The organism is Arthrobacter sp. B1I2 (genome assembly GCF_030816485.1).
GTDB lineage: Bacteria > Actinomycetota > Actinomycetes > Actinomycetales > Micrococcaceae > Arthrobacter.
Map to the genome: position 1 here is coordinate 145,462 of NZ_JAUSYC010000002.1, position 23,956 is coordinate 169,417.

At 59.1% G+C, this 23,956-nt stretch carries 22 protein-coding genes and 2 pseudogenes; 2 read left to right on the forward strand and 22 right to left on the reverse strand.

Going from position 1 to position 23,956, the window contains the following annotated elements; genetic code table 11:
* Positions 1-75: 75 nt before the first annotated feature.
* Positions 76-681 (forward strand): hypothetical protein, encoded by a 606-nt coding sequence (locus QFZ57_RS20615; RefSeq protein WP_306901778.1) that lies wholly within the window; start codon positions 76-78, stop codon positions 679-681.
* Positions 682-791: 110 nt separating this feature from the next.
* On the opposite strand, the gene QFZ57_RS20620 is transcribed toward QFZ57_RS20615, so the two are convergent.
* The 6 genes from QFZ57_RS20620 to QFZ57_RS20645 all read right to left on the reverse strand — a co-directional run bounded on the left by QFZ57_RS20620 (position 792) and on the right by QFZ57_RS20645 (position 6,124).
* Entirely contained in the window at positions 792-1,358 is a 567-nt protein-coding gene (locus QFZ57_RS20620) for a recombinase family protein (protein ID WP_306901779.1), read from the reverse strand.
* 158 nt (positions 1,359-1,516) lie between these two features.
* Positions 1,517-1,777, reverse strand: coding sequence for a hypothetical protein (locus QFZ57_RS20625; protein ID WP_306901781.1), 261 nt, complete (start codon positions 1,775-1,777; stop codon positions 1,517-1,519).
* A 629-nt stretch (positions 1,778-2,406) separates the two neighbouring features.
* Entirely contained in the window at positions 2,407-2,661 is a 255-nt protein-coding gene (locus QFZ57_RS20630; RefSeq protein ID WP_306637204.1) for a hypothetical protein, read from the reverse strand.
* 291 nt (positions 2,662-2,952) lie between these two features.
* Positions 2,953-3,858 carry a carbohydrate ABC transporter permease gene (locus tag QFZ57_RS20635; RefSeq protein WP_306901782.1) on the reverse strand — a complete coding sequence of 302 codons (906 nt, stop codon included), beginning with the start codon at positions 3,856-3,858 and terminating at the stop codon, positions 2,953-2,955.
* 23 nt (positions 3,859-3,881) lie between these two features.
* Entirely contained in the window at positions 3,882-4,814 is a 933-nt protein-coding gene (locus QFZ57_RS20640) for a carbohydrate ABC transporter permease (protein ID WP_306637199.1), read from the reverse strand.
* Complete coding sequence (locus tag QFZ57_RS20645; RefSeq protein ID WP_306901783.1) at positions 4,811-6,124, reverse strand: ABC transporter substrate-binding protein; 1,314 nt, start codon at positions 6,122-6,124, stop codon at positions 4,811-4,813. Before QFZ57_RS20645 ends, QFZ57_RS20640 begins: the two co-directional genes overlap by 4 nt.
* Positions 6,125-6,984: 860 nt before the next feature.
* Between QFZ57_RS20645 and QFZ57_RS20650 the strand changes: the two are divergent.
* Positions 6,985-7,520 (forward strand): annotated as a pseudogene (locus QFZ57_RS20650) (recombinase family protein).
* Positions 7,521-7,835: 315 nt separating this feature from the next.
* Here the strand turns inward: QFZ57_RS20650 and QFZ57_RS21655 are convergent.
* From QFZ57_RS21655 to uxaC, 16 genes and pseudogenes are all read right to left on the reverse strand, one after another.
* A complete protein-coding gene (locus QFZ57_RS21655) occupies positions 7,836-7,985 on the reverse strand; it encodes an IS1096 element passenger TnpR family protein (RefSeq protein WP_373461332.1) in 150 nt (49 codons plus the stop codon).
* 88 nt (positions 7,986-8,073) lie between these two features.
* Positions 8,074-8,291 (reverse strand): annotated as a pseudogene (locus QFZ57_RS21660) (IS5/IS1182 family transposase); the annotation flags it as partial.
* Positions 8,292-8,380: 89 nt separating this feature from the next.
* Positions 8,381-9,232 (reverse strand): polysaccharide deacetylase family protein, encoded by an 852-nt coding sequence (locus QFZ57_RS20655; RefSeq protein ID WP_306901784.1) that lies wholly within the window; start codon positions 9,230-9,232, stop codon positions 8,381-8,383.
* Positions 9,233-9,306: 74 nt separating this feature from the next.
* Complete coding sequence (locus QFZ57_RS20660; RefSeq protein WP_306901785.1) at positions 9,307-10,608, reverse strand: alpha/beta hydrolase; 1,302 nt, start codon at positions 10,606-10,608, stop codon at positions 9,307-9,309.
* 230 nt (positions 10,609-10,838) lie between these two features.
* Positions 10,839-11,300: a MarR family winged helix-turn-helix transcriptional regulator gene (locus QFZ57_RS20665; RefSeq protein ID WP_306901786.1), complete on the reverse strand. Its 462-nt coding sequence runs from the start codon at positions 11,298-11,300 to the stop codon at positions 10,839-10,841.
* Positions 11,301-11,364: 64 nt separating this feature from the next.
* On the reverse strand, positions 11,365-12,240 hold the full coding sequence (locus tag QFZ57_RS20670; RefSeq protein WP_306901787.1) for a 2-hydroxy-3-oxopropionate reductase: 876 nt from the start codon (positions 12,238-12,240) through the stop codon (positions 11,365-11,367).
* An 89-nt stretch (positions 12,241-12,329) separates the two neighbouring features.
* Positions 12,330-14,003: an MFS transporter gene (locus tag QFZ57_RS20675; RefSeq protein ID WP_306901910.1), complete on the reverse strand. Its 1,674-nt coding sequence runs from the start codon at positions 14,001-14,003 to the stop codon at positions 12,330-12,332.
* 4 nt (positions 14,004-14,007) lie between these two features.
* Complete coding sequence (locus tag QFZ57_RS20680; protein WP_306637190.1) at positions 14,008-14,841, reverse strand: SDR family NAD(P)-dependent oxidoreductase; 834 nt, start codon at positions 14,839-14,841, stop codon at positions 14,008-14,010.
* Positions 14,842-14,917: 76 nt separating this feature from the next.
* On the reverse strand, positions 14,918-15,445 hold the full coding sequence (locus QFZ57_RS20685; RefSeq protein WP_306901788.1) for a gluconokinase: 528 nt from the start codon (positions 15,443-15,445) through the stop codon (positions 14,918-14,920).
* A gap of 8 nt (positions 15,446-15,453) precedes the next feature.
* The gene (manD, locus tag QFZ57_RS20690) at positions 15,454-16,683 is read right to left on the reverse strand and encodes a D-mannonate dehydratase ManD (RefSeq protein ID WP_306901789.1); all 1,230 of its coding nucleotides are present in this window, start codon (positions 16,681-16,683) and stop codon (positions 15,454-15,456) included.
* 190 nt (positions 16,684-16,873) lie between these two features.
* A complete protein-coding gene (locus tag QFZ57_RS20695; protein ID WP_306637187.1) occupies positions 16,874-18,040 on the reverse strand; it encodes a Gfo/Idh/MocA family protein in 1,167 nt (388 codons plus the stop codon).
* Positions 18,041-18,082: 42 nt separating this feature from the next.
* Complete coding sequence (locus QFZ57_RS20700) at positions 18,083-18,943, reverse strand: sugar phosphate isomerase/epimerase family protein (RefSeq protein WP_306637186.1); 861 nt, start codon at positions 18,941-18,943, stop codon at positions 18,083-18,085.
* A gap of 105 nt (positions 18,944-19,048) precedes the next feature.
* Positions 19,049-20,080 carry a Gfo/Idh/MocA family protein gene (locus QFZ57_RS20705; RefSeq protein ID WP_306901790.1) on the reverse strand — a complete coding sequence of 344 codons (1,032 nt, stop codon included), beginning with the start codon at positions 20,078-20,080 and terminating at the stop codon, positions 19,049-19,051.
* A complete protein-coding gene (locus QFZ57_RS20710; RefSeq protein ID WP_306637183.1) occupies positions 20,077-20,925 on the reverse strand; it encodes a sugar phosphate isomerase/epimerase family protein in 849 nt (282 codons plus the stop codon). The genes QFZ57_RS20705 and QFZ57_RS20710 overlap by 4 nt, the downstream gene beginning before the upstream one ends.
* Positions 20,926-20,977: 52 nt before the next feature.
* Positions 20,978-22,291, reverse strand: coding sequence for a mannitol dehydrogenase family protein (locus QFZ57_RS20715; RefSeq protein WP_306901911.1), 1,314 nt, complete (start codon positions 22,289-22,291; stop codon positions 20,978-20,980).
* A 68-nt stretch (positions 22,292-22,359) separates the two neighbouring features.
* The gene (uxaC, locus tag QFZ57_RS20720) at positions 22,360-23,766 is read right to left on the reverse strand and encodes a glucuronate isomerase (protein ID WP_306901792.1); all 1,407 of its coding nucleotides are present in this window, start codon (positions 23,764-23,766) and stop codon (positions 22,360-22,362) included.
* Positions 23,767-23,956: the final 190 nt, after the last annotated feature.

Below are 23,956 nucleotides of genomic sequence, written 5' to 3' on the forward strand. Positions count from 1 at the left end.
AATCGGAGAAGAGGCTTGGAAGGCTGCATGATCTCAGTGTGAGTGCAGTACAAGACTTCCACATCTGATTTGTTGGTGAAACAGAGTGAATCACGGATACTTGCAAAAAAGGTCACCCCCTCGCGCTACCATCCGACCATGAACCTTGGGGAGTATCTGAATCTGGTACCTGTGCTGCTGACGGGTCTGTTTGCCTTCGCGGGGACGTGGGCAGGGAGCCGTTTTTCTCACGTCAACGAGCACAATCAATGGTTGCGAAACGAGAAGATGGCGGCATGTTCAGAGTTTCTTGCTGCCGCCGAGCGATTCGTAGACCATGACCTCAAGAGCCGAAGCCAACCGCTGATCACTTCGGCTTTATCGGGGGCCCACCACCTCAGTCATTCCAGACTTACCCTGGTCAGTCCCATGGATGTCTCCTCTGCCGCGGGTAAGTATCGGGAGGCGATTGTTGACCTTGCGACACTCGTGGGAGAACGGTCGAGAGTCGGTCCTGACGCGGTCTGGGATGAACATGTCGAGAAGGCATTCCAGAGGACTCACCACGCCAAGGTTAGGTTTGTATTGGAGTCAAGTAAGGACCTCAACAGCGGCATATTCAAAGGACTTGGCCCTTTCCGATCAATCACGATGGCCCTGCTGCGGTGGAGAGCCCATCAGATAGAGAAGGGGCACGTTTAGAAGGCCTCTGCCCAACGCTTCGGGTATACGCCTCTAGGCATCAGAAACTGATGGGCGATCAACCTTTTAGGCTTACACCGCTGCAAACGTTCTCACGGCAGGGGAGCGGTTTACTCCAGTCTGGCTTGGCGCAGGTATTGGTACACCGTCTCTCTGCTGATTCCGTAGTCACGGGCCAGGAGGGTTTTCGGAACGCCGCTGCCCGCCCGCTGTACGAGTTCGGCCGCACTTTCGGGTGAGAGGGTCTTTTTCCGTCCTTTGTAGGCTCCGCGCTGCTTGGCAAGTGCGATTCCTTCCCTTTGGCGTTCCCTGATGAGGGAACGTTCGAATTCGGCGAAGGCACCCATGACGGAGAGCATGAGGTTGGCCATGGGGGAGTCCTCGCCTGTGAAGACCAGGCTCTCTTTGACGAACTCCACCTGCACGCCCCGGCGGGTGAGGCCCTGGACCAGAGCACGGAGGTCATCGAGGTTGCGGGCGAGCCGATCCATGCTGTGCACGACGACGATGTCTCCCTCGCGGGCGAACCGCAGGAGTTCCGTGAGCTGCGGTCTTGTTATGTCTCTGCCGGAGGCCTTGTCCGTGAAGACGCGGTCAAGAACTTGTCCTTCGAGCTGTCGCTTCTCGTTCTGGTCCAGGGTGCTTACCCGCACGTATCCGATTCGCTGTCCAGCCACCTGAGCCTCCCTACATTCGACCTGTCAGGTTGAGTTCTAGGACCGGCCGCGTACGATGTCAAGATTGTGGGGAATCTGGACTTCCTCGCTGGGGTAACGCCTGGGAGGGCTAGCGGATGGGGTGCCTCACGCCTGAAGGGCATGAGGCACCCGCCAGGCTACCCGCCGTAGTACGACGGCGCGTGCTGGCCTAGGCGGTGTTCCATAACGTCGACGGCATCCAGGAAGGCGGTCAGGCCGTATTCCACGGCGCCGTGCTTTGCTTGAATGTCCCAGACTTCTGCGACGCGGTAGGCCTGCGTTCCGTGAAAGACGAATTGACCGGCAACTGGCGCGAACTCGGAGTATTCGGCATCCCATTCCTCACCGTCGTCTCCTATATAGCGGACAAACACTTTCGGCGTAGCGTATTCGCTCACAAGGCCTCCTTCATGGGGGGGGTGATTCAACTTAGCGATCCTAATCGCTCGCCATCTTAGGGCGGCTTAGTCGGGAGCCTTCGTGAAGCCCTGTCAGCGTGAGCTTTACATAATTCGCTGTCATACCCGGTTCTGCCAGCCTCACAGGGAATCCTAAGGTTCACCGGCACATAATGGACCGAAGCTCCGGTCAACCGCTATTTGACTGGAGCTTCGCCAATTGCGGGCCGAACGTGCGGGGTCGGGACCGCGTCCGAACACCCATGCGAATTGCTGCTGTTGACGCAATTCTGAAGGGCCGTCCAGGGGGTCGCCGGAAGCCGGTCCGGGAGCCCCTTTCAGCGCCAGCTTTACATAAGATCAACTATCGGCTCTTAAATAACGGGAGTAGAAGTGGCTGCGAGAACTCCCGCCTGCTGACGAATTCGGTATTTCCGCATTCAATCATTCGTTCTTGCAACTGCTCGTGATCGGAGACTGGGTCAGGAAGTGCCCTTGGATGCCTTGCGCCCGTAGGTCTCCTGCATCTAATGCATGGTTCCACGGCCCGGCTGTTACTAGCACCGAGCCTGGTCGTCGATCTCGGCGGGCCAATGGCTCGGGCGCCTCAGTCGTCACTAAAACAGTGTTCATACACTGTCCTCATAGACGGTGTAACCGCAAGCAATATCCGCGGCGGTTTCGACAGTGTATTCTCCTGGTCCGGTTCGGGTCACTCTGATGCCGTGGTTCAGCTCAACGGCGTCTGGGATGATTCTGCCGATGGTCGAGTTCAGAAGATCGTCGATCCGGGAGGCGTCCGTCGTCGTTACGCGACGGATCGTGCTGGGTGCTTGAATCATTTGCTCTTTCTCATCCGGTGCTGAAAGGTTAATTGCCGTCATGCGGCAAGCCGGGCGCTATTCCCGGCTCCTGAATACCCGTTCATGTCTGTTTAGAATGTGCGGGGGAGTGGCTGCAGAAGGCGCCCTTTTCCTGGCACCATTTCGTGGTGTTGCCTCCAGAGGCCGGAAGTCAGAACTCCTCAGCCAAGGCCCGGTTGACAGGTTGTAGGGCAGGCCGCCAGCGGTGCTCAGGAACCTCGGCGGCCCCCCGATTGATCGTCGGTTGCATAAGGAAGCTGTGAATCGGATACGCGAAATGCATTTCAATCGCTTCGGTGTAAGTATTCAATTCTACTTCGTGGCCCCAGCTCCGAGGCCTTTAACAATGTGGCGCTGGGCCAGCAAATAGAACACGATAATTGGCACAATCGAAATTGTTGTAGCAGCAAGTAGGATGTGCTGTTGCGGAGAGTCGGCCGACACGAAGCTGGTGAGTCCGCGCTGAATCGGCATAAGAGCATCATCATCGAACAGGACCAGGGCCATAAGATACTCATTCCAGGCATTCAGTCCTTGAATCACACCAACCGCCGCAAGCCCTGGTCGGGCTAAGGGCATTATCACGCGAAAGAAGATTACGAATGAAGAGGCGCCGTCAAGTGCCGCCGCCTCTTCAAGTTCTCTTGGCTGGCTCGAGAAAAAGCTCCGCATAATTAGAGTTGCCATGGGAACTCCAGCAGTCATAAGGATCAACACATACCCGATCCTGCTGTTAGTCAGGCCCAGCGAAATCAAAAGCCTATACTGGGCGAGGAACATTGCCGGTGCGGGTATGACCATTACAGCCAAGATCACCACAGTAAACATTCCCTTGCCGGCAAAATCCATTCGAGCTAAGGCGTATCCTGCCAAGCTTGAAATGATCAGGATGCCGGCTACTGCGCACAGTGTGTATATAACACTGTTTGTGAGATAGGTTGCTAGGTCACCTTTGGTCCAAGCGTCAACGAAGTTGGACCATTGAAGCGCCTTCGGCAAGAGGCTTGTCCCACTGTACAGTTCGTCTATCGTCTGGAACGCGCCCGAAACAAGCCAGAAGATCGGAAACAAAGCAATGATAGTGGCGGCAGCAAGTAGCCCGTACAGACCCAATCTATCCATTTTACGCGGACGCCCGCCTTTGTGGACTTTTGCATCTGTACGCGCTGTGAGCACCTCTGAAGTTGGCGGTTGATCCTTCACTTCAACTGAGGACATGAGGGGTCAGCTTTCTGAGAGAACTAGGCACGGGAGCTCCGCCTCGAGATTCCGAGTTGCACAAGTGATAGGACGACCAGTGCACCGCCGAACAAAACAGACATTGCAGCAGCTGTTCCATAACGGTGATTGGCGAATGCTTCGATGTATATCTGAAGGGTCGGTACCATGGTGTGGTAGCCAGGGCCTCCATTGGTGAGGACTTGTACTGTGCCGAAAACTTGCAAGGCGGAGAGCAGCGTCAGCACGCTCACAATGCTAGTAACGGGAGCGAGGTGCGGCCATGTGATGTAGCGAAACTTTGTCCGACCGGGTGCGCCGTCCAAGCTGGCGGCCTCGTAGAGTTCGTTCGGGATGTCCTGCAGTCCGGCGAGAAAGAGGATAAAGGCAAAGCCCCAGTGGTACCAGACAAAGACCAGCGCAACGCTGAAAAGCGCAATTTCCGGGTTACCTAGCCAGTTCTGCGAGAGAGAACCGGCGCCAATTGCTTCAAGACCACGGTTAACAATCCCAATCCGCGGTTCCAGCAGCCAGGAGTAAATCAGGCCTACAACTACTACCGAGAATGCGCCTGGAAGGTAGAAGGCCGTCCTGAAGAACGCCTTTGCTCGTGGCACCTTGTTGACTGCTATGGCCATAGCGAGGGCGATACCGTTGCCCAGGAAGAACCCGACCACCGCAAAGACAAGGACATTGCCCATCGAGGCCCAGAAAACCTGATCCTTTAGGACGGCGGAATAGTTGTCGAGCCCGACGAACGGAGAGTCCGGGCTTATACCGTCCCATTCCTGAAAGCTCAGTAGGATCGCTTGCCCAAAGGGTATGACAGTTAACGCGGCAATCAGCAGGACGGCAGGTGCGAGAAACAGCCAACCAGTAGAGTTACGCCGCAGTGATCGCCGCGACTGCCTCAACGGACTATGTAGCCGCGGCTGAATCTCTAGCTGGCTTGTCATTTGCTCTTGTCCTGGGCAACTTGAATATCTTCAAGAAGCTTGTCCGGCGTCGTCTCCCCCAGGACGAGGTTCTGAGAGCCACGTTGGATCACATTCTTGACGTCCGTCGAAAGCGAAGATGGGACAACTTGGAGAGTCGGGAGCAGATCTCGGAAGCCTTCTGCCTGGGCAGAAATCGTGTCGGACTTCAAGACTTCCGGATTGGATGGCAGTATTCCCATTTTTTTAGCAAAGTACGTCTGCTGCTCTGCAGCCGTGAGCCATTTCAGGAACGCCAGGGACTCTTTGGTGTGCTTGCCCTTTGCGTTCACTGACATACCCTTGCCCGTATCAAAGCGCGCTCTGGGTTCATGCGTTGCATCCGCCGCTTTAGGAAGAGGAAGCGATCGGTAATTTGTGAAGTCAGGCGCTGACGACCTTGCCACTGCAATTGAGAAAGAGCCATCAAAAATTGCTCCTATATCTCGCGTGTTGAAGAACGATTTCTCGACCGCGGCGTTATCCCCCGAGCCTCCCGGAATCGTGTTGCTTGCTATAGCTCCCGCCTTTGCAAGGTCCTCAAGGAGTTTGAACGTCTTTCGCCAGGCCTCCGTTTTCCAGCTCGCTTTGCCCAAGAAAGTTGCGTCTATTTCCTCGTCACTCATATAGTTTGATGCGTAGTACTGGATCAGGTTGGGAACCATCGAGGCTGAGATTGAGAATTTACCCTGCCCCTTTTCGCCTCCCTCGGCTAGCTTCTTCGTCAGATCTGCCATAGTCGCGGGAGCAACAGAGGGATTTATGGTTCCCTTGTCCGGATTAACGAGAAGCCCGTATACCGATATCTCCCAATGTGCGCTGTAAATTCCCGCCTTCACCCCATCAGGGTTGCCCTCATTGAATTTTGTCACCTTGAGGAGATCCGGCTGGAAATTCTTGCTCCAGTCGCCATTCATTTCCGACTCAAGGTTGAATGCCCAACCGGCCTTGTAGAAGGGTGCCATCTCTGAATTGCCAACGGAGGAGAACAAATCCGGCATGGAATTGGACTGGGCCTTAGATTGGAGCTTGGACATGAAGTCCGCGGGACCAGGGGTGTCGACAGATACTTTGATGCCTGTTTCTTCAGAGTACTTCGCCGCAAGGGCAGTCAGCGCTTCGGCCTGTCCACGGGACTGGTTGAGAACTGTCAGCTCGATGTCACCGCTGTCAGCTTCACTATTCCCCGAAGAACAACCTTGGAGCACGAGACTGGACGCAAGTACGAACGAAACCGATAGCACAGTGCGGCGCGCGTAGGTCGGGGTTCCCTGACGGGGTTGCTTCATCATGGCTTCCTTTGGTCTTAAGTTCTGGTAGCGCGGGGGCCGAGCTAAGTCGTACTCGGGCCGAAGTCATGTCTCCGACGGAGCTCGGTCAACTGGCGCTACTGCCTTCGTAGTGCAGCCTCTCGGACGTGCCGCTCGTTTCCCCGCCAACTCCGGTGTTCTTGGTTGTGACACTGATCAGCACTCCGCGCGAAACTTTTGGTACTCGAGAAATTTCTGGACCTTGCCGGGGAATGCTACTCGCCACCGGATATCCCCCAATCAGTGGGCGAGTGGCTTGCGGCGTCTTGGCCGTTGGTCGTGACTCGGGCATCGGAGATTCTTGATTGGAGCAACGCGAACAGGCGCCGGGGAAGTTCTGTCTTCGTCAGCCAGGGTGTGCCGGTAGGCCAAGGCAATAAATGGAAAGCGCTTCTGAACCCAAGGTGGGATGCTCTGCCCGATTGGACAGCTCCGATCCATGGTTCCTCTGGATTAGTGGCCAAAGTGGAACGTCTTACCGAAAGCCCCACCTATTTATGCGGAGGCGTGTCCAGTATCACAACGCGACGGTAGTATGTCAACCGATTGCATTGCGCCGACTTCCGCGATAAGCCAAGGGAAGGCGTGTTATTGCTTGGTCGAGATTGGATGGCAGGAGCATTTGCTGGCGCTGAGGCAAGCGGTTGCAGTGCTAGATTGTGAGGCCGCCTCCGGGCGGCTGCTTCCCATCGGGCATGTAGAAATTGCCGGAGCTCGCCACTGGCCGCCTCTCTCGGTGCAATGCTCTTCGCGGGCAACAACGGCGGTACCAAGCTCTCCAACGCCATGAGCATTACACGAGCCTAGAACTCAACCTGACAGGACGAGGGTCGGAGGCGCATATGGCGGGGCAGCGGATCGGGTACGTGCGGGTGAGCATGCTGGATCAGAATGACAAACGCCAGCTCGAAGGCCAAGTTTTTGACAGAGTTTTCACCGACAAGGCCTCGGGCAGGGACACCGCTAGGCCGGAGCTCACCGAACTGCTGCGGTTCGCCCGCCACGGGGACACCGTGGTTGTGCACAGCATGGACCGGCTCGCGCGAAATCTCGATGACTTGCGTGCGTGCGGGTGGAGTTCGTCAAGGAGAGCCTGGTCTTCACCGGCGAGGACTCCCCCATGGCCAACCTCGTGCTCCCCGTCATGGGTGCTTTCGCCGAGTTCGAACGCTCCCTCATCAGGGAACGCCAAAAGGAGGGCATCGCCCTGGCCAAGCAGCGCGGCGCCTACAAAGGCAGGAGAAAGACTCTCACACCGGAACGGGCCGCCGAGCTGGTACAGCGCGCCGGCAACGTGTCCCGAAGGCCTTACTTGCTCGTGACTACGGAATCAGCAGAGACCGTCTTCCAGTACCTGCGCCACGCCACGCTGGACTGAACCACTCCCCTACCGACGCCGTCGTTGAGCCGTAACCCCCGTGGCCGTAGCTTGACGGAATCTCGGCTATCGGCTCTTTACAATGTGCGGGGGGAGTGGCTGCGGAAGGCGCCCTTTTTCTGGCACCATTTCGTGGTGTTTCCTCCAGAGACCGGAAGTCAGAACTCCTCAGCCAAGGCCCGGTTGACAGGTTGTAGGACAGGCCGCCAGCGGTGACCCTGATTTGGGTCGGGAAAATTTGGCTAATGGCGTCCGTGAAAATTCCTCCTCAGGTCTGTCGTCCGGATCAAGGCACTCCTGCTTCGGGAGCCACGGTCAGGTTGTCGCGCGAACTTCGCCATTGGCCGGCCGCAGCCTCACAAAGGGCTCCAAGGCTGTGAACCTGTGCAGGTGCATGTCCTCCCAACCAAAGACCGCCTGGAGAACCCGGTGGACCTGATTCAGGGTCATCGTGCTGCCGGGCATTCTGCTGGCGCCAAATCTCCGGGTGTCTGTCGACCAGCTCCACACGAACCTCCAAGAATGCGCTCAAAGCGCCTCGACGGTCTCCCCTGTCAAAGAGGCCCTGCAACGCCTGCACCGACCCGATCACCGGCGCCGGAACGGAAGGCCAGTCCCGCCGCGACGGAAAGAGATCCTCCATCACCGAATCCGGAAACAACCGCCCCGATGCGTGGCCAGATGAGCGAAAACGCTGCCCGGAGCTAACAACTCCCGAGCCAGCGCCTCGACATCCAAATATCCGCGTTGCCCATCCTCACGTCCCTGCATGAAACCAGCCGTAAATCACTAGTCCCGAAGATCCAGCAGGCACGCCTCACTTCCGCCAATTGTTCAGCGCACTCCTAGGCACCATTCGCTTACGCTACGGTTGCCGGGAAGTGCATGAATTTTCCGTTTAGGTCCCGTGTTGAGGCCAAGGCCTGAATGAGTCCTTGGGCGGTTCCACCCTCGGGGTGGTTGCCGTGGACGATCACGATGTCCCCTTGTGCAGCTGATGATACTTCTCGGGCAACGATTGAAGCAGTGAAGGTAGCTCCTCCATCTCCATTGATACTGAAGCCGGTTGGAATGAGCCCCAGGGCATGGACTATTTGTACGGCTACATCGTCCATATATGCGGTCCCAGGCCGGAAGAAGCGTTGGGGCCGCCCGGTTAAATCTTCCAGAACGGCGTTGCTTGTAATTATTTCGTCGTAAATTTCCTCTGGTCCTTTCGTCCCGGGGATGCCGTAGGCACTTTTTCCGTTCACAGACAAGGGAGAATGGGCGGAGCCGTGATTTGCGAGTTCGAACAAAGGATCGTTGGCGAGTTCTTGGCTCTTCAAAGGATTTTCTCTAATCCAGCGGGAGTTGAGGAAAAGGGTGGCTGGAATCCCGTTTTGCCGCAGGGCATTCAGCAAGAGCGTATCCACTGCGTTGCCACCGGGTCCTCCGCAAAAGTCCACTGTGAGGACCACCCCTCCCGAACTTGCTGGTAGCCGTTTCAGCACCCCTGGCGCTTCAAGTCCCCAGTAGACGGGAACCTGCCCGGTGAAAGACCTGATTACTTCCCCACGGCTTGGAACAGACAGTGTCCGTGGTAGTTGAGGGGGTATGGATACGTCGTCTTCGTCCGGAAATTCGCGCTGCCTCTCGTTATCGTCTTCCCACGGTTCTGTTTGTTCCAATTTGCGGTTCTGGCTGAGTGTTTCCAGCAGCGGATAGGACATTAGGCAAATTCCGGCGCCAAGTAGATACCGCCGGGAGAAGCCTTTTGTGCTTTGTGCCTGCCTGTGCCTGACTGTCATGGAGCCGGTCCGTCCGTTGGATTGGATAAGCCCAGTCGGGGGTATAGGATCCCAAAACCGTCGCGAAGGCCAGTTGCAAGGGCACCTATGCCGTGCCCGCCTTCCGGGATCTCCAGGAGGTTGACGGTCATTCCAGCGTGGCTGGCTGCTGTGCTTATCTTCCGGGCAGCGGTCATGTAGGCCGGATCATCGCGGCAGGCGGTGAAGACTGCATGGATGCCCTTGTATTGGCGGATATTGAGAATGTGCTCGGGTTTTTGCGCGTCGTATGCGGTCTGGTCCCCGTGAAATATCTCTCGTAGAGTGCTTCCGGGGTGCTCGGCTCCGGGGTACTCTTCTCCTGATACATCAAGGACGTTGCCCCATGTTTCCGGGTATTTGGCGGCGAATGAGATGGCGCATTGGCCGCCGTGTGAATATCCACCCGCTGTCCAGTACCTGGCGTCACCGATGACGTTCAAATTCCTTCGCGCCCACTCCACGACATCCTTGTTGATGTACGTCTCAACGTTGCCAAATCGGGCTGTATCCAAACAAAGGTCGTCGACAAGCGGATTACCCAGTTGATCAACCACGATTACGATCGGTGCCAGACCTCGGTTCCGGGCCGCTAGTTCATTAAGTGCATCCGCGGCGAAACGGGGATCAGGGTCATCGGGTTGGCCCATCATCATGACCACCAGCGGCAGAGCCGGGGGGGAATCCACAAGGGCGACTGGAGGGAGGTACACTCCGGCAGGTCTGGGAGTAAATCCCGATAACGTTCCTGGAATAACTTGAGTCCTCGTGACACCGGTGGCAGGCATGTTCGGCGGAGCTTCCCAGTCCCTCCATAGAACCGGCATGCTGGTGGTCATGTCTTGCGCTGGTTTATTGATGTCCAGCTGAGGGGCAAGCGATATACCCAGCAGCGCCGCAACGGTGGGCCGAAGACCGTAGTAGGAATTGATCCCGACTACGGTCGTGACCACAAAAATCGGGACAGCACCTACAGCCAAAACTTTTTTCCACCGAGGAGACTTCCAGAAGGTTACCCCTGTCAGTACCGAAGCCCCGACGAAGGAAGTAAACCATGCCCTAACCTGCCATGGAAGGTTGCTAACGACATCTAAAACGAACTCGAACACCCACAGGGTCAGCCACGCCAGCAGCGCGCCGCCCGTGAAAATCCAGGCGGCTGCCAGCCACCACAAGGGAACCCTGCGCCAGCTGAGGACAACGAGGAGCCAAGCTGTGAGCACCGTAAGGGTCCACATCAAAACGCCATCAACGAGGTTGTATTCAAGCAGGAAATCCACTGGCAATCCCGTTTCTGTTTATACGTGCGCTGGAAAGAGCCCTCCTAAGGGTGCCTGGCTCTACACATTTCGAGGGAGACATACGAGACAGTCCTAAGGGGGAGGAGGCAGAGGCGCTTTCTTGACCAGGCGCGCACGCCTGCAAGGTCGGAGGGACAGACCACTTGCAGCGTGCGCCTTCCAGCAGACCAATACTCCTGGGCTGGACTCCAGCATGAAGGCCGTGGGTGTTAGCTAGTTGTGCTCCGGGCCTGCACGGCAGATTTGACGAGCGACTGAGTTAGCTGGTGCAGTGTTTTCGCCGCACTGCGGGCATCTTCCTCGTTCCAGTCCCAGAGATGTTCTTGAAAGGCTGCTGATCGTTCGGCCTCCAAGCGTCGCAGTCTTTCCAGACCCCATGGTGTAATGGCAACAAGCTGAGCACGGCCATCACCTGGATCTTTCCGACGAACGACTAGACTCTGCTCCTCCAAATCCGCGATGTGCCGGCTCAGGACTGGGGCACCAATGCCGAGCCGCGCAGCGAGCACAGCAGCCCGGCACTCCCCCTCACCTACAAGCCGAAGTACGAAATGCTGGGCTGCGCCCATTCCTTCCCCTCGTGAGGTAAATGCAGCGATGCAACGCACTGCTCGTTGGAGGTCGAATATTTCATACACGAGGTCTGCTGCCGTTTCAGGGGCGAGTGCCATATCTGTTCCTAATATGCCCGGATGGAGGAGGCGGGACGCAACGCACGGATTTCCCGGGCCGCTACTAGCGGTCTGAGAGCTGGAGGACCTGCTTGAAGAGTCCGGAGTGGTCCAGTGCGCCGTCACCCTGGTTGGCGGTGGCGACGACGAGCTGTGCGGCGACGGCGCCAAGCGGGATGGCGACGTTGGCTTCACGGGCTGCCGAGGTGACGATGCCCATGTCCTTGTGGTGGAGGGCGAGGCGGAAGCCGGGGTCGAAGTTGCGGTCCAGCATCTTCTGGCCCTTCTGGTCCAGGACCTTGGAGCCGGCCAGGCCGCCGCCGAGGACCTTGAGGGCGGCGTCGGTGTCCACGCCATAGGCCTCAAGGAACGCAATGGCTTCGCCGAGGACTTCGATGTTGACGGCGACGATCAGCTGGTTTGCAGCCTTAACGGTCTGGCCGGAGCCGGAGGGGCCCACGTGGACGATGGTCTTGCCGACGGCATTGAGGACGTCCTGGGCGTCGTCGGAGTCTGCCTTGTCGCCGCCCACCATGATGGACAGGACGGCGTCGATGGCGCCCTGTTCGCCGCCGGAAACCGGGGCGTTCAGGGGGCGGAGGCCGGCTTCTTTGGCCTCTGCTGCAAGGCGGACGGCGACGTCGGGGCGGATGCTGGAGGCGTCGATCCACAGGGCGCACGGCTTGGCGTTGGCGAAGACACCGTCCTTGCCGCTGACCACGCCTTCGACGTCGGGGGAGTCCGGCACCATGGTGATGACGACGTCGGCATCCTTCACGGCATCGGCGATGCTCGAGGCGCCCTTGCCGCCTTCGGAGACGAGCTTGTCGATCTTGTCCTGGCTGCGGTTGAAGCCGGTGACGGTGTGGCCGGCTTTGACCAGGTTGATGGCCATGGGCAGGCCCATGATTCCGAGTCCGATGACTGCAACGTTGCTCATGATGGTTCTCCTTTCTGAAAGTCTTTTTGGTGTCTTGCCGGGCTGCCCTACGGGCTCCGGTGGGTGCCTGCCCTCGGACGGGTCAGGGTTTACGGGCGGCGGGAGTCTGTTGACAATTCCCTCGTACCTTCCGATTCGCTAACAGCTAGCCGTGCCTCTCCCCCGGCGATGTCCACGGCGATTTCTGCTTCCGTTTCCGCGAGTTGTTCAAGGCCTGTCTTTCGCTTCAGAGGCACATTGGGAAGGAAAGCGATGGCGACAACAGTAAGCAGCGCAAGCGGCGTGGATAGTAGAAATACTCCGGCCACTCCCTGGGCATAGGCTTCCGCAACCACGGCACGAAGGGGATCGCTTAGGGAACCCATATCTGGTAGCCGTCCGGTGCTGATCACCGATGGGTCAATCCCCTGCGCCCTCAAGGAGTCGGATTTGTCCGCTATGACTTGTGCTGCCCTTGAGGAAAGGGCTGCGCCAAGTACCGTGACTCCGATTGTTCCGCCTAGAGTGCGGAAGAAGGCTACCCCGGCGCTTGCTACGCCTAGGTGCGCTACCTCGGCCGTGTTCTGAGTGACGAGGACGAGGTTTTGCATAACCATCCCGATGCCCAATCCAACAAATGCCATATAGGTCCACAGGAGTGGTATCGGTGTCGCCACGCCTATGGTTGCCAAGCAACCCAAGCCCAAGGTGAGGAAGCTGGCTCCCAGGACCATCCAGAATTTCCATTTACCCGAGCGGCTGATCAGGGCGCCAACGACCGTGGACGCCACCACCACTGCAATGACCTGAGGCATGGCAATAAGTCCAGAGTCCGTAGCGGTGGCCGCGCGACTGAGCTGCAGGTACTGGCTCATGAATACTGCCGTACCGTAGACCGCCACACCTACTGAGATGCTGGCGATAACAGTGAGGGAGAAGGAACGATTCCGGAACAGAGACAGCGGGATAATCGGTTCTGCGGCCTTTCTTTCTATCAGGACGGCAGCGATAAGCAGTACGAGGGATGCCGCCAGCAACAGCAAAGATTGAAGTGAACGCCATTCAAACTGCGAGCCACCCAAAGTTATCCAGATCAGCAGGCTCGACACGCCGGCGGTTATGAAGACGGCTCCGGCGTAATCGATGGTCACGGTCCGAGGCTTCCGGGGCAAGTGAAGAGTAAGTTGAATCAGCACGAGCGAGGCCAGGGCGAAGGGAACTGAGGCGAAGAAGTTCCACCGCCACCCAGCGAAATCAGTGATGACTCCACCGAGCAGCGGTCCTCCCACGGAGCCCGCTGTCATGACTGCGCCCGTCAAGCCCATATACTTTCCACGGTCTCGCGGGCTAATGATATCGGCCATGATGATCTGCACCAGAGTCAGCAAGCCGCCAGCGCCCAGTCCTTGAATGACGCGTCCTGCGATTAAAGTGCCTGGTTCAGGTGCAGCGCCAGCCAGCAGGGAACCTGCGATAAAGATCACCAGGGCTGCCTGCACTAATGCCTTCCGATTTAGTAGGTCGGCCAATTTGCCCCAAATCGGCGTGCTAATAGTTATGGCCAGTAAAGTGGCGGTCACGATCCAAGTGAAAGTGGCCTGGGATCCCGCTAGGTCGTTAACAATTCGAGGAATTGAGGTGGAAATAATTGAGCTCGCCAAGAGCGCTACAAGAAGGCCCGTAAGCAGCCCGGTCAATGTCCTGAGGATCGAACCAGTGGATGAACCCTTCTTGTGCTTCGTTGCGTGGGCTCTTGGTTTTTTAGGTCTGTTCCCGGGAGTCATGACATCAATGGGTTTCAATAACCTGTCCTGACTTTTCCAAGTCCCTCAACAGGCCTTGCACCCTTGCTTTAGCGCGGGCGGAAACGTCATTACCGGGGGCTACATGGACCCTGCCTTCCTCAATGCCGGCTATCGCTGCCTCGCCAACCTCCAGCGGCGTGAGGATCCCTCCGGAAGCAGCCGCGATGCTTCGCATCGCCCCCTCGGCGCCTGACGACAATTTGATTGCGCCCAAGGTTGCCGAGTTCTTTCCGATTGCTGTGTCCACGAGGCCAGGACACAGCACGGTCGCCCCGAGGGCCAGCGCCTCTGCTTTGAGTTCGAGGTCGAGAGTCTCGGTCAAACCTACAACCGCGTGCATTGTGGCGGTGTACGGTGTGCGGTTCGGCAATGGCGCCAGGCCGCCGGACGATGCAGTGTTAAGAAAATGCCCTGCGCCTTGCTTAATCATGATGGGGGCGAAGGCTTGGACTCCATGGACAACTCCCATGACCTTGACCGCGATCATTCGGTCCCAGGTCTGTGTGCTCTGCTCCCAGAGGGGTGCGCCGGAACATATCAGGCCGGCGTTGTTGCAAACGAGGTCGACCCGTCCGAATAGTTCCAAGGTGCGGTGCGCAAGCCCTTCCACGGAATTCCGGTCGGTGACGTCGGTGCGGACGGTCGCAACCTCCGCGCCCTTTGCCCGGAGGGCATCAGCAGCCGGTTCAAGGGCATCCTCTCGGACGTCGGCTAAAACCAGACGGACCTCTCGTTCCGCGAGGGCTTCTGCCAGGCCAAAACCAATACCGCTGGCGCCTCCCGTGATGACGGCGACGCTACCCGGGGTTATCTTCACAGTTTTTCTCCTTCATTGGTAACAGCATTCAGGTAGCCCTTTTGGTCGGCGGCAGCCATCACCGGCCGCGAGAGGGTCAGACGTGGGTGTGCGGGATGTTGGCCAGCGCCGTGGCCACTACTTCGTTTACGGGTGCGGCGATGTCGACGTGGACGCCGGCTTCGTTGGCGTCGAGCGGTTCCAGCGTTGCAAGCTGTGACTCCAGGAGTGCCGGTGGCATGAAGTGCCCGGTGCGGCCTTCTGTGCGTGCCTTCAGGACCTCTTTGCTGCCGTTCAGGTGCAGGAAGATGGTGTCCGGAGCCTGTTCGCGGATCGCATCGCGGTAGCTGCGGCGGAGCGCGGAGCAGGCAAGCACCATCCCGCCATCTCCCGCGTTGGCCAGCTCGGTGCCCACCGTCGCGAGCCAGGGCCAGCGGTCCTCATCCGTCAGCGGTGTGCCGGCGGCCATCTTGGCGACATTCTCCACCGGATGGAGGGAATCGCCGTCCAGGAACGGGACGCCCAGTTCGCGGGCCACGAGATCCCCGATGGTGGTCTTGCCGCAGCCGGAGACGCCCATGACCACCACACGGGGTTTGGCGTTTCCGGGTTGATTGTTACTCACTGTTTTCCTTACCAGTCGTGGACGGTACCGTCGACCAGGCGGTTGTAGGGCAGGTAGGCCTGCTGGTACGGGTAGGCGGCCGCGGCTTCTTCATTGAATTCGACGCCGATGCCGGGCTTGTCGCCCGGGTGCAGGTAACCGTCGGTGAACGTCATGGATTGCTCGAAGACCTCATTGGTCCTGGCCGAGTGCTGCATGTATTCCTGGATCCCGTAGTTATGGATCGCCAGGCCCACATGCAGCTGCGCGGCGAAGCCCACCGGGGAAATGTCCGTGGGCCCGTGGAAACCGGACTTGATCTGGTACTGCGCAGCGAAGTCCATGACCTTCTTCAACGGGGAAATCCCGCCAAAGTGCGTGGACGCGGCCCGCACGTAATCGATCAACTGTTCCTTGATCAGCGTCTGGAAGTCATAGACCGTGTTGAAGATTTCGCCGATCGCCAACGGCGTGGTGGTGTGCTGGCGGACCAGGCGCAGGCCTTCCTGGTTCTCCGCCGGGGTGCAGTCTTCAAACCAGAACAGGTCGTACGGCTCCAGCGCCTTGCCCAGCTTCGCGGCCTGGATGGGCGTCATGCGGTGGTGCCCGTCGTGCAGCAGCGGGATCTCCGGGCCGAACTCGTTCCGGACCGCCTCGAACACGGTCGGCAGGTGCCGCAGGTACGCCCGGGTGTCCCAGTCCTCTTCCAGCGGGAACGCACCACGCCCGGCAGGCTCGTAGTCATACCGCTCCCCCGAGGCCTGCGCCTGCGCCGCCACCCCGTACACGGCCTTGATCCCGGGGACGGCGGTCTGGATCCGGATCGACTTGTACCCCAGCTCCAGGTGCTCGCGCACCGAATCGAACAGCGACGGGATATCCGCGCCCGAGGCGTGCCCGTACGCGCGCAACCCGTTCCGCGACGCCCCACCGAGGAGCTGGTACACGGGCATCCCGGCCATCTTGCCCTTGATATCCCACAAGGCCATGTCGACGGCGGCGATCGCGGCCATCGTCACCGGTCCCCGCCGCCAATAGGCGCTCCGGTACAGGAACTGCCACGTGTCCTCGATCCGGTGCGGGTCCTTACCGATCAGCAGCTGCGCAACGTGCTCCTTCAGGTACGCGGCAACGGCAAGTTCACGGCCGTTGAGGGTGGCGTCGCCGATGCCGGTCACCCCGTCCTCGGTGGTGATCCGGAGGGTCACGAAATTTCGGGAGGGACTCGTCACGAAGACGTCGGCAGCAATGATTTTCACAGCAGGTCCTTTCAAGTCTGATTTATGAGGTCGCGAAGAGCGGATAGGCGCCACCTGCACCGCGGATGCCGGTTAGTTGGGACGAGCCGGAGGCCCCGCAAGGCCGGTCCACCTGGTCACCAGGGCCCTATCGTCACGGTCGCCTACGCATCTACTCCGCGTGAGCCGGAGGAAGTGTCGCTGCCAATGACTAGGAGCGTTGTGGGAACTTGCCTTCTGCCAGGATGCGCTTGTTCAACTCAGCGAGGAACAGGTCTTCATCAAAGTCCAAGTCGACTTCGCTCCCCGTCCAGCTCGACAGGTGAATTGCGTTAGCCAGACGAACACCCTTGATGCCGTCCGAGCCCGGGGCCAGAAGCGGGGTTCCGTCCAGGATATTGGCGGCGAAGTTTTCCAGTACGCCCGCGTGCTGTACCCCCCAAGGTGACGGGAATTCGATGACTTCGGAAGCGTAAAGCTCATCGGAGTCCAGCTGCCCGGTGACTACCTTGCGGATGTCGTCCATACCCATCGAATCGCTGAGTTCACGCTCCGGCTTGACCAGTCGGGTCACAGTGGCCGTTTTGGAGTTTTCGACGATGATCTTGCCTTTGTCGCCCAGGATCTCGAAGCGGTCCGTGCCGGTCAAGTCATGGGTTGCGGTGACGAAGACGCCCGTGGCGCCGTCGCCGTAATCGACTAGGGCTGTAACTTCATCTTCAACTGCGATGTCCCGGCGGAAGCCGTATGCAACCTTTGCGTACACCGATTTGGGAACACCACAAATCCACTGCCAGAGGTCCAGCTGGTGAGGCGCCTGGTTTACCAGGACACCACCGCCTTCGCCGCCCCAGGTGGCCCGCCATTCACTTGAGTTGTAGTACCCCTGTGGGCGCCACCAGGTGGTGATGATCCAGTTGGTCCGGCGGATGTCGCCGATTTCCCCGTTCTCCACGATCTCCTTGAGCCGCTGGTACAGGGGGTTGTTCCGTTGGTTAAACATGATGGCGAACGACAGTTCGGGCTTGCTAGCTGCGAACTCGTTCAGTTCCGACACTTGCTTTGTGTACACTCCAGCGGGCTTTTCGACGAGCACGTGGATGTCCCGTTTCAGCGTTTCGATACCCATCTCGGGGTGGAGGAAGTGCGGCACGCAGGTCACTACAGCATCCACGTCTCCACTGTCGAGCATAGTGATGTAGTCATCGTAGAACGGGATGTCCAGATACTTGGCAGCAGCTTCTTCCTTCTTGGACGCGTCGACGTCGCAGACGGCACCAATGACCATGTTGGGGACTTTACCTGTGCTGATGAAGTGAGCGTACATGCTGCCCTGCTGCCCAAGACCGATTATGCCAAGGCGGACTTTCTTGCTCATTTGATAATTCTCCATATCTTGTTTGACTGCTTAAAGCCGGGGTTAGAAAAGGTTTGAGTGCCCCATTGCCACGAGGTTGTCATAGGACGTTTGGAGCGCTTCCCATACCGTGCGGCCGTAGAGTTCATCCTGTTCGACGAGCAAATACTCCGCGCCTGCGGCCTGGGACGCGGCAATGATGCTTGGAAAGTCGAGGTTGCCCTCGCCCACTTCAGCGAATTCAATAACGTTTCGAAAGTCATTGCGGAAGCCCTCGGCGTCCCGGGCGGCGAGCTTGGCGAAAGCGGTCTCCGGCACTTCGCCCACGCGGTAGTCCTTGAGGTGGATCATGGCGGCGCGGCCCGCATACTTGTTAATCGTGCGCACGGGGTCGTGGCCACCGCGCTGAACCCAGTGCACGTCAAGTTCCAAGCCCATCGCAGGGGAATTGTCGGCAATAATGTCCAGCATGTACTTTCCGTCGAACTTCGCAAATTCGATGTGATGATTGTGGTAATAGAGACCGATGCCGTGTTCTTTCAGCTGCTCCGCGTATTCATTTGCTTCCTTTGCAAAGTCGGCTACAGCATTTATTGACTTCAGGGCCGGGAAAGGCATAATACCGATGCGCAGGAATTTGGATCCGAGACGGTTGGCGTCGTCGACGATCTTTGCGAAGTCCTTTTTGAGCGTATCGCCTGGGCGACCAGCGGGGAGATCTACCGCCACGGACAGGGCCGCCATTTCCATGCCAAGTTCAGTCCGGGCGCGGTCCAACTCGTCCACGACATTCGCGGACATGGGAATCTGCGAAATCTCTACCGCATTGTACCCAATCGCGCTTACTTTCTTGAGCGTTTCGAATGCCCCGTCCTGCGCGAAGTCCTGCATCAACATCATTGCCTGGACGCCAATTTTGGCCATGTTTATCTTTCTCCGTCTAATCGATTTTGTCGGGTGGCGTTCAATGGAGAACGCCCTCAATCGCCGCCGCTTGATCGTTCAAGGCTGAGGGCAGCGGCTCGGAATTCAGGACACGGTCTCAAGACGTGTCGGGTAACTCTGGCGGTAGAGCTCCTTGACGATAACCAGTGACTTAAGGGCTTCATCAGGATTAATCCAGAACGGCTCGGGGTCACCAATTCTGGTGTAGAAGTCTTTGATGAGTAATTCGTGTGACAAGCCCCAATAGGCCCGGCCGCCCGTCGGTACTTCCTTTTGCGGATCTCGCTTCATTTCCGCAATAACCTCCCTGCGACCATCGATGTGCGTGACGGTCAGGTCGCCGCGGAGGCTCAGGGTTGCCTCTTCTGTGACGATGTCCAAGGTGATGGGCGCATTAATGGAGTTCGCGAGGCTCGCGTAAAAAAGACTTCGAGACCCATTGGCGTGTTCTGCCAAGAACTCGGCTGTGTCCTCCACCTCGATGGTGTCACCCAATGCGCGAGTGGATGAGTTGCCCGCGAGGGAGACCACGTCACCCACGAGCCACTGCAGGAGGTCTACGGTGTGGATAGCCTGGTTCATCATCAACCCGCCGCCGCCGGCCGCCCAACTGCCGCGCCATGGCCTGTTGCGGTAATAGTCAGCATTGCGATGCCACAGCACAGTGGCGGATGCCCCTACCACCTTGCCCAATTCACCTGAGTGAATCATTTGGTGCATGGCCTGAGAGGTGGCGTTGTAGCGGTTTTGGAAGCAGACGGCGATTTTTGCGCTGCTCGCCTTCGCGGCCTGCACCAACCGGCGGCCCTCCTCAAGAGTGTGCGCCAACGGCTTTTCAACGATGACGTTCACGCCCCGTTCCAAACAATCTGCGGCGATGGATGCGTGCGTGTTGTGTGGTGTGGCAATATGCACCACGTCAGGTCTCACTGTTTCAATCAAGCTGATGTGCTCGGCGAATCCTGGGACGCCATAGGCGGACGATGCTGCCCCCAGCCTGGCAGGGTCTGTGTCGCAGACGGCGGCAAGCCGGGCGCCTGGGAGATCTGATATTGCCTGAAGGTGTACCGCCGAAACGTCACCGCATCCGACAACAGCCGCTTTCAGCACGGTCACGAGAGCTCAATTCCATTCTCTGCGGCCAATGACGCAAACGCGCGGGCTGCAGCACCGAAGGCGCGAGGCCCTGAGAAGCCTCCCAGTTCATGGGCGCTGGCGAGGTGTGGTTCCAACGAGGCGAAGCCGCGATAGCCATCTGCCTTCAGCGCAGCTATGGTTGCGTTCAGTTCACCGTCCCCTTGTCCCGCTGGTACGACCTCTCCGCTGGCCAACAGGGCGTCCTTTACCTGAAGGTATTCCAGGTAAGGACGCAACAGGGCATAGCCTTCGGTATACGGCTTCACTCCAACCTGGACGAAGTTGGCGTTATCCCACGCGACCCGCAGGGCTGGAGAGTTGACCTCGGTCATGAGATCCAGAACACGCTCAGGGGTGTCCCCGTAAATTCCCTTTTCATTCTCGTGAAGGAGGACAACTCCAGCTCCGGCAGCTTCTGCGGCAAGCGCTCTCATTCGTAGGATCACATCCTCACGGACCTCGTCTTGGCTTTGGCCCTCCCCCGGGTAAAAGGAAAAGACTCGAATGTACCTGGTCTCCAAGACGTTGGCCACGGAAATGATCTGACGGAGCCGCTGCACTTCATGTTCAACAGGAAGGGTCACCGAAACTTTCCCGATGGGGCTCGCCACGGCAGAGACTTTGAGCCCTTTGCCGTCCAGAATTTCCTTTAGCCTTGCGGCCTGCCCAGGTTCGAACTCGGAGACGTTGACCCCCCACGCGCTGCGTACCTCAATGTGGCTGGCGCCGAGAGCTAAGAGGACTGCTGACTGTACCGCCGGGTCGGGATCGACTTCATCGCCAAATCCAGAAAGCGGCCATACGGTGGGTGATGTTTGAGTCATGGAGTCTCCAAGGTTTGATGCAAAGGGCCAGTAGTTATGGATGCTGGGGTGATCACAAGTTGTGGGCAGAAGCGGCCACTAAGGTGGACCGCTGGGAATCGAGGCGCTCAACGAAGGCTTTGTCACTGGCGAGCTCGGGGCTAAGCAGCGCCAGAAGCGCCGCCGTCCGTTCTCTTCCCCTACGGTTGAGCGCGTTCTTGATGTCCCCTGCCCGCGGATCTTGGAATTCCACTGCGGAAGTCACATAGGCCAGCCAGGCTGTGATCATCCGCGCAGCCCCGTCACCGGAACGTCCCGCTTCCCGTTCGGCGACCAGGATGGGCAAGGAACGCATCCGCAGCTTGGTGGTGCCATCCGCGGCGATCTGCGTCAGGAGGTGCGCGATCCTCTCGTTTCCGAACCGTTCCAGCAGGGCAGCCCGGTACTCCGGGATGCCTAGCCTCATGGGCAGGTGTTGGGATGCCTCATCCCAAAACTCCTCCACGGCGGCCCGGCAAGCACTGTCGGAGAGCGCCTCGGCAACAGTTTTATGCCCCCGGAGCAATCCGGAGTACGCCAGGATGGAGTGCGCCCCGTTGAGCAGCCATAGCTTGCGGTTCTCGTAGGGCGCAATGTCGTCTACGAACACGGCCCCGGCATCTTCCCAGCGGGGCCTGCCGGCGGGAAAGCTGCCGCTAAGGATCCAGTTGTGAAACGGCTCCGTAATCACGGCCGCCGCATCGCGGTAACCGCAGGCATCGGCAACCAACTCAATGTCCGCCGTCGTGGTCCTTGGGGTGATGCGGTCCACGGACGTGCTGACGAAGCTCACGTTCGCGTCGATCCATTCTGATAATCCGGCGAAAGCGCCAGCTTGGCCTGCAGGCCAAGCGGCAAGGGCGAGAACAGCCTTCCGGGTCACCGTTCCGTTGTGCGCAAGGTTGTCGCAGCAGACGATAGCAAGTGGTCCCGCACCTGCCTCCCGCCGGGCGGCGAGTGCCAGGACAAGGCGGCCCAGCGGTGTTGCTGACTCCAAAGCGCCGCCGTTGGCCTCGTCCGGCGTATATGCGGCCTCGGTGATAGTCAGGGTGACAACCGAGGTCTGCGGAGAGGCCACGAGTTCCTTCAGCCGCCGCAGGTCCGCACCGTCAACGGCCTCGGCGATGCTGCCGACGAGCTCAAATGAGTCTCCCTTACCGGAGCGCTGCACCAGCGTGAACAGACCATTCTGGGCTGCGAGTATGTCAGCAGCATCCGGCCGACGGCCGCTGAACGCGGCGATCCCCCACTCCGCGGCGTCAGAAGCCTGCTGTGTGTACCAGGCCTGGTGCGAGCGGTGGAAGGCGCCCAGCCCCAGGTGGACAATCCGGACCGGGGCTTTGGGCATCGGGTGGAGCGCGCGGTTCAGCTGCGGCAGGTCCGCGGGCAAAATAGGCGGGGGTTGCACTTCAGTCCTCACAGCTTGAACACCCGCCGCGGTGAGCCGTCCACGATGTCCACGATGAGTTCGTGGGCGCGCTCCTCGCTGACCCGGTGCTCGGCCACCAACCGGGCCAGGAAGGAGGCTTCAACGCGGCGGGAGGCGTCGTGCCGGGCGGGGATGGAGCAGAAGGCGCGGGTGTCGTCGATGAAGCCGGAGGAACGGGAGAAACCTGCGGTCTCGGTCACGGCGGAGCGGAACCGCAGCATGGCATCCGGTGCGTCCAGGAACCACCACGGCGCACCCAGATACACGGACGGATAGAAGCCGGCCAGCGGGGCAAGTTCGCGGGAAAACACGGTCTCATCCAGCGTGAAGAGAACCAGGTGGAAATCCTTGGCGGTGCCGAAGTCCTGCAGGACGGGGCGGATGGCATCGGTGTAGTTGATGGCGAACGGGATGTCGTGCCCGGTATCCGCGCCGAAGGCGTTGAAGGTGGGCTCGTGGTGGTTGCGGTACGAGCCCGGGTGGATCGTCATCACTAGGCCGTCCTCCACGGACATGCGGGCCATCTGGTACATCATGTGCGCTTCAAAATCGTCGCGGTCCTGCGCCGTGGCGTCGCCTGAGCGGGCGCGGTCAAACAGCCTGGCTGCGTCCGCCACGTCGAGCTTGTGCGTGGCCGGGGTGCGGACGCCATGGTCTGCGGACACTGCACCATGTTCCACAAAATAACGACGCCGGTTCTCCAGTGCGGTGATGTAGGCGCCATAGCCGGTGCCGCCGTCGCCCGCTGCCGCGATGAGTTTGTCCACGTTCGCCGACCACGACGGGTGGGCGATGTTCAGGTACGCGTCGGGGCGGAAAGTGGGCAGGACACGACCGTGGAAGGTGGGATCTTGGGCAATGGCCTTGTGACTCGCCAGGGTGTCCAGCGGGTCATCGGTGGTGGCCAGAACCTCGATGTTGAAATCCTTGAACAACTCACGGGGCCTGAAGCCCGGCTCCAAAAGTCTGGCGGAAATCGCGTCATAGCTGGCATCCGCAGTGGCCTCGCTCAGCTCGCCTTCCAAACCGAAGACACTGGTGAACTGGGTGCGGAGCCAGTAGCCCGAAGCGGTGCCTTCGAACAGCGGCCAGGCCTTGCAGAACTCACGCCAGACTGCGCGGGAGTCGGGCTCGGAGGTGTTGGATCCGCGCAGCTTCTCCTGCGGGACACCGCTGGCGTGGATCAGCCGGGTGACGTAGTGGTCCGGGCTCACCAGCAGCGCGGCGGGATCCGGGAAGGGGGTGTTCTGCTCGATGACTGCGGCGTCAACGTGCCCGTGCGGGGAAATGATGGGGAGGTCCTCGACGCGCTGCAGGAGCTCGCGCGCAATGCGTCGGGTTCCTGGATCAGCGGGCAGGAGCCTGTCCAGATGGGAGGCAATCGACTGTGGCATACGTCAATGGTCCGGGCTGACTCGCTTGTTTGTCAACCGGTTGCCAACAGGTAGTCAGTCAAGTGCTAGCTGGCAGAAGCGGCGCGGTAAGGCGAATGTATGCCCGTCGATCGCTTTGGCCAGTATCAAAACGTGTCAACAAAAGTGAGATGTATGGCAACCGCTTGATTTCATGGGGAATATTCCCGAT

What these genes read in the sequence shown, in the direction of transcription:
- QFZ57_RS20635 (WP_306901782.1), bottom strand. Translation starts at nt 3,858, where the DNA reads ATGTCCTCAGTTGAAGTGAAGGATCAACCGCCAACTTCAGAGGTGCTC.
- QFZ57_RS20665 (WP_306901786.1), bottom strand. Translation starts at nt 11,300, where the DNA reads ATGGCACTCGCCCCTGAAACGGCAGCAGACCTCGTGTATGAAATATTC.
- QFZ57_RS21655 (WP_373461332.1), bottom strand. Translation starts at nt 7,985, where the DNA reads ATGCCCGGCAGCACGATGACCCTGAATCAGGTCCACCGGGTTCTCCAG.
- QFZ57_RS20675 (WP_306901910.1), bottom strand. Translation starts at nt 14,003, where the DNA reads ATGACTCCCGGGAACAGACCTAAAAAACCAAGAGCCCACGCAACGAAG.
- QFZ57_RS20670 (WP_306901787.1), bottom strand. Translation starts at nt 12,240, where the DNA reads ATGAGCAACGTTGCAGTCATCGGACTCGGAATCATGGGCCTGCCCATG.
- QFZ57_RS20645 (WP_306901783.1), bottom strand. Translation starts at nt 6,124, where the DNA reads ATGATGAAGCAACCCCGTCAGGGAACCCCGACCTACGCGCGCCGCACT.
- QFZ57_RS20695 (WP_306637187.1), bottom strand. Translation starts at nt 18,040, where the DNA reads ATGAGCAAGAAAGTCCGCCTTGGCATAATCGGTCTTGGGCAGCAGGGC.
- QFZ57_RS20655 (WP_306901784.1), bottom strand. Translation starts at nt 9,232, where the DNA reads ATGTCCTATCCGCTGCTGGAAACACTCAGCCAGAACCGCAAATTGGAA.
- QFZ57_RS20710 (WP_306637183.1), bottom strand. Translation starts at nt 20,925, where the DNA reads ATGACTCAAACATCACCCACCGTATGGCCGCTTTCTGGATTTGGCGAT.
- QFZ57_RS20700 (WP_306637186.1), bottom strand. Translation starts at nt 18,943, where the DNA reads ATGGCCAAAATTGGCGTCCAGGCAATGATGTTGATGCAGGACTTCGCG.
- QFZ57_RS20640 (WP_306637199.1), bottom strand. Translation starts at nt 4,814, where the DNA reads ATGACAAGCCAGCTAGAGATTCAGCCGCGGCTACATAGTCCGTTGAGG.
- QFZ57_RS20630 (WP_306637204.1), bottom strand. Translation starts at nt 2,661, where the DNA reads ATGACGGCAATTAACCTTTCAGCACCGGATGAGAAAGAGCAAATGATT.
- uxaC (WP_306901792.1), bottom strand. Translation starts at nt 23,766, where the DNA reads ATGCCACAGTCGATTGCCTCCCATCTGGACAGGCTCCTGCCCGCTGAT.
- QFZ57_RS20715 (WP_306901911.1), bottom strand. Translation starts at nt 22,291, where the DNA reads ATGCCCAAAGCCCCGGTCCGGATTGTCCACCTGGGGCTGGGCGCCTTC.